This window comes from Flavobacterium sp. (genome assembly GCF_036515215.1).
Taxonomy (GTDB): Bacteria; Bacteroidota; Bacteroidia; order Flavobacteriales; family Flavobacteriaceae; genus Flavobacterium.
Genome location: NZ_DATBVQ010000185.1, coordinates 1 through 4,654 on the forward strand (window position 1 = coordinate 1; position 4,654 = coordinate 4,654).

At 38.6% G+C, this 4,654-nt stretch carries 5 protein-coding genes; 3 read left to right on the forward strand and 2 right to left on the reverse strand.

The genetic code is table 11. The features are described from left to right. Together VIH09_RS12750 and VIH09_RS12755 are read right to left on the reverse strand one after the other, a co-directional pair. Nucleotides 1-751 (reverse strand): multidrug effflux MFS transporter (locus tag VIH09_RS12750; protein WP_331581589.1); only part of this gene is annotated, 751 nt, incomplete at its 3' end. 98 nt (nucleotides 752-849) lie between these two features. Further along, on the reverse strand, nucleotides 850-1,587 hold the full coding sequence (locus VIH09_RS12755) for an NUDIX hydrolase (protein ID WP_331581591.1): 738 nt from the start codon (nucleotides 1,585-1,587) through the stop codon (nucleotides 850-852). A 382-nt stretch (nucleotides 1,588-1,969) separates the two neighbouring features. Here VIH09_RS12755 and VIH09_RS12760 point away from each other — a divergent pair, with 382 nt between their 5' ends. The 3 genes from VIH09_RS12760 to VIH09_RS12770 all read left to right on the forward strand — a co-directional run. Then, complete coding sequence (locus tag VIH09_RS12760; RefSeq protein WP_331581593.1) at nucleotides 1,970-3,352, forward strand: carbohydrate porin; 1,383 nt, start codon at nucleotides 1,970-1,972, stop codon at nucleotides 3,350-3,352. 37 nt (nucleotides 3,353-3,389) lie between these two features. Continuing rightward, the gene (locus tag VIH09_RS12765) at nucleotides 3,390-4,250 is read left to right on the forward strand and encodes a sugar phosphate isomerase/epimerase family protein (protein ID WP_331581595.1); all 861 of its coding nucleotides are present in this window, start codon (nucleotides 3,390-3,392) and stop codon (nucleotides 4,248-4,250) included. Between the two features lie 28 nt (nucleotides 4,251-4,278). After that, a partial coding sequence (locus VIH09_RS12770) for a PfkB family carbohydrate kinase (protein ID WP_331581597.1) occupies nucleotides 4,279-4,654 on the forward strand: 376 nt, incomplete at its 3' end.

A 4,654-nucleotide genomic window follows, 5' to 3' on the forward strand; every position in this document is an offset into this window, starting at 1 on the left:
AACCGTATGTTTTGGCATCTACCTTAAAGATATCCATAAATAGTATGGGTGAAGCCGCCACATATGTGAACAATCCCGAAAAGGCGATGGCACCGGTAAAGGCATACGTATAAAATTGCGGTTCTTTTAGAACACCGGCAAAATTCAAAAGTATAGGTTTGGGCTTTAATGAAATAGATCTGTCAGGGGTATAGCTGTTCGGTAATCCAAATTGTGCGGCAAACAGAATTAGGATCCCAATAAACATCAAAATCAAGAAAACGATATGCCATCCGTAAGCATCCGTGACGTATCCTCCAACTGTAGGTGCCAGCATTGGCGATAGACCTACAACCAGCATCAACAAAGAGAACACCTTGGGGATATCGCGTACGGGAAACAAATCACGAACCATAGAAACCGAAGCCACCGTGGCGGCACAGCTTCCCACGGCCTGGATAAAACGCAATCCGATAAACGTGTCGATATCTTTCACAAAAACGCATCCCAAAGAAGCCAGTATGTATACAAGCAAACCAATGAACAGCGGTCTTTTCCTGCCGTAACGGTCCAGTAGTGGCCCGTACAGCAATTGCCCCGCAGAAATTCCGATGAAATAGCTGGACAACGTCATGGCCACATTGGCAACAGTCGTATTTAAGTCCTTTGCAATTCCCGCAAAACCCGGCAAATACATGTCTATAGAAAAAGGTCCTAGTGCCGTCAGAGATCCCAAAATCAAGATCAGTTTGAAATATTTGGTTTTAGTCATCAGTATTGAAGTGCGTTTTTATTTTTTTGGCGAAGGTAAAAAATTAGCCCTAAAGAAGTCAATTCTTGAAATATAAATCCCGCTAAAAAAAGGAGTTTTTAAATATTTATCAAATAGTTTTCTTTGTATACTTTTTGATAAATGTCCTTACTGAACATAAAGAGATGCGACGGTTTCTTTGATATTCCGACCTGTTTTTCATCTAGCTTAACGATGAATTTTTTGGTTATCAGCTTTCTTCTAAAATTGCGATTATCAATTTCAATACCTAATACGGACTCATAGGTGTCCTGTAGTTCCTTGATCGTGAATTTATCAGGTAACAACTCAAAAACAATCGGTTTGTACATCGATTTCTCTTTTAAATCTGAATAAGCTTCGGTAATAATAGCCCTGTGATCAAACCCAAGCGCAGGTAAATTATTGACAGGAAACCACTGCGCTTTGTGCTGGCTGTTCTCCAGATTAACTTCGTGCGTCTGCAATAAAAAGTAATAAGCAATAGTGATCGTTCTTTCGTTGAAATTTTCACTTTTAGCCCAAATGCGGTCCTTCTCGTTCATCAAACGGTTGGGATTTCCAAAAACTTTAAACTGTTTCTTATATAAATTATCAAGTCCGGTTAATTCTTTTAAAACTCTTGAGGCGGTTTCGTCAATATTTTCATTTTCTAAAACGTGGTACCCCGTTAACACATAATCATCCACTAACGGTTTCCCATTGTCGGTAGAGGGCAAGTAACGTTGAATAAGTAACACGTTTAATGATTTAGTATTAAAATCAAAACCAAAAACGACACAGTCAACAGATAAATTTGGAATTATTTGAGCTTGCATAGGAAAAAAATAAAAAGGTTTGTATGTTTTTTGATAAAATTAAAAATACTCAGGAAACAAATTTAGGGATTTATTTAGGAATTTAAATCACAATGTACATCCATATTTGTAAAAACAAACGTTGTTGTTACGTTTATGGGCTATGCTGATAAAGTTTGTTATGAACATAGGAAATATACATATAAAATCAGATATTTTTATAAATATCAAAAAAATAATTAATGTTTTTTGGATTATGTTGTAAAAAAAATATACTTTTGAAAAACAATAGTCATTTTGACGTTTAATAATTAATATAACACTATTACGATTTAGTAAAACTAGAAAACAACCGAAATCTAAAAAGCATCCATAAGCCAAAGACCAAAACAAACCACAGATCATGAAAAAAACAATTACCCTTTTATTACTATTATTCTCCACTATGTTTTCCATGGCACAGGTGGTCATAACCAATTCTAATTTTTCTATGGGAACTACAGGTAGGATTGGAGTGGGGCTTTCGCCAAATGGGGAAGGGAACCAATGGAGACCCTTAAACCTTTCTGGGCAAGGGTCTTTGGGTGGTCGAATGGAACAAATTGATTATATCGATATATTACCGGCTTTTCACTTTTCGCCAAAAATATTAGATAAAGACAGTACTAATATAACATTCCAAATGCGTTTGGGAATGTACTCAAACAATGGGCAGTTTATAGGAAATGCAAGTTCGCGTACGGATAACGGATTGACTTTTATCCTTCCCGAAGCTTATGTTGAAGCGACAAACATCATGGGAAGCAGATGGTCTGCCTGGGCTGGCTCTCGTTTCCGTCGTTATGACGATATTCACATAAGCGATTATTTTTATTTTGACGACCATTCCTCGCAAGGATTTGGTGTAAGCCATAAAAATACAGAACTGACAATGTTAATGCCCGCTTCTTCAAATACAGGATCTATCTTTCCTTATAATTATGAAGTAACTGTAGCGGGAGCGACAAATTCGGCTATTCGTCAAAGAATGGTTTGGATTGGAGAGCACAGTTTTAAGCTGAAAAACAACAATACGATTAAACTTCTAGGGGAGTTTCACCATGTCTCAGCTAATTCGGATGAAGCTAGTATCAAATATCCTGCAGACAATGGATGGGTTGCGGGAATCAAATACAACAGTCCGTTTAAAACGGATATGCCTGGGTCTTTTAATCAAATTTCCGCACGTTACGGCTCCGGAATCGCTAATGGTGGCGATAACGGAAACAGCTTTACCTGGGCTACTTACGGTGCTCCAGATGCACAAGGGAGATACAATAGTGCTTACTCCTTTACAATGGTAGAGCACTTTTTATTAAATGTGTCCAAGAAATTTAGTATCAACGGTTATGGAGTTTTCACAAGAAGTAAAGGTGGATCTGGCAGCAGTAATAAAGACACTTATTTTGACGGGACCGAATTATTCAATCAGAAAACCGACTTCGTAGTGGGAATGCGTAATTTTTACTATGTGACTGATTGGTTTCACATTCTTCAGGAATTGCATTATGCCGTTAGAAAAGATGGTGATAATCCAGAAGCAAGCATGTGGAAATTTTCTTTGGCGCCCACCATCGTGCCTTTAGCACAACGTGATCCTTGGAGCCGTCCCCATATCCGTCTGGTTTATACCGTTGCCAGATATAATGATTTTGCCCGAGACAATAATTACTCCTCCTTTTTGCAAGTGAACCAAAAACAATGGGGTTCTTATATAGGTGTGAAAACGGAATGGTGGTTGTTTTAATTTGGAAAAGAAAAAAGTAATTTAAAAATATACGAATATGCCAATTTTCGGAACTAGTATTTTATCATTCATACCTGGATGGACAGCCGAAGGGGGAAGTTTTGCCATACAAAAAACGGCCGAATATGGTTTTGACATGCTCGAAATCAGCTTGCCCGCTTCATTGGATTTTGATGCCAAAGGAACCAAAAGACAACTGAATCAATATGAAATTCAAGGGCGTTTGTCATTAAACTTGCCTGCAGCATGCCATATTCCTTTATATCCTGAAAATGCTCTCGCACTTATCACAAAAGCAATTGATAAAGTAGGGGAGATGAATGGTGATTTTTTGGGTGGTGTTTTGCACTCTGCCATCGGGACGTTTACAGGAAAACAATGTACTGCTGACGAAAAATTAATTGTTCGTCAGGTGTTTACTGAATTGGCGGCTTACGCCAAAAAGCAAAACGTAACCCTAGGCATCGAACCGATCAACAGATACGAAAGCTATGTGTTTACGGCTGCCCATGAAGTGTTGCAAATGATTGAAGAGATCAGTACAAACAATATAGGCTTGCATCTGGATACTTTTCACATGAACATCGAGGAAAGGAATTTCTACGATCCCATTATCGCGGCGGGCGAGCGATTAAAACACATTCATATCACCGAAAGCGATCGCGGAATGACGGGCGAAGGAAATGTACACTGGAACGATTTTTTCAAGGCCTTGGGCGAGATTGATTACCAAGGACCGTTGGTCCTCGAGAATTTTTCGTCTGAAATTGCCGCCCTAGTCGGCCCAACATCCTTATGGAGACCTTCAAAATACAGTTCGGAAGAACTCGCTAAAGGGAGTCTGATCTTCATGAAGGAAATGGTAGCAAAGTGGTACAATGTAACGCAACCCAATTAATTTAATAAGAAAATAAATAAAAGACAAAATGGAAAAAAGACTAAAAGGCGTATGTTTTGGTGAGATTCTTTTTGATGTTTTTCTTGAACACAAAAAAATTGGGGGAGCCCCATTGAATGTTGCTTCAAGATTAAACTCATTAGGTGGAGATATCTCGATGGTAAGTGCCGTGGGGAACGATGCTAATGGAGAAAAATTAGTGAACTATTTGAATGGAGTAGGAGTGAAAACGAATACCATTCAAGTGAAAGAAAATTACGGAACAGGCGTCGTAAACGTGATTCTGAACGAAAAAGGCAATGCCTCCTATGACATCAGTTACCCCGCTGCCTGGGACAAAATAGAAGCGTCCCAATTAAGTACTAAAGTGGTTAAAGAGGCTGATTTTTTTGTCTACGGAAGCT

Bases quoted from the DNA above. Each gene is read 5' to 3' on its own strand.
- VIH09_RS12755 (WP_331581591.1), bottom strand. From the start codon at position 1,587: ATGCAAGCTCAAATAATTCCAAATTTATCTGTTGACTGTGTCGTTTTT.
- VIH09_RS12765 (WP_331581595.1), top strand. From the start codon at position 3,390: ATGCCAATTTTCGGAACTAGTATTTTATCATTCATACCTGGATGGACA.
- VIH09_RS12760 (WP_331581593.1), top strand. From the start codon at position 1,970: ATGAAAAAAACAATTACCCTTTTATTACTATTATTCTCCACTATGTTT.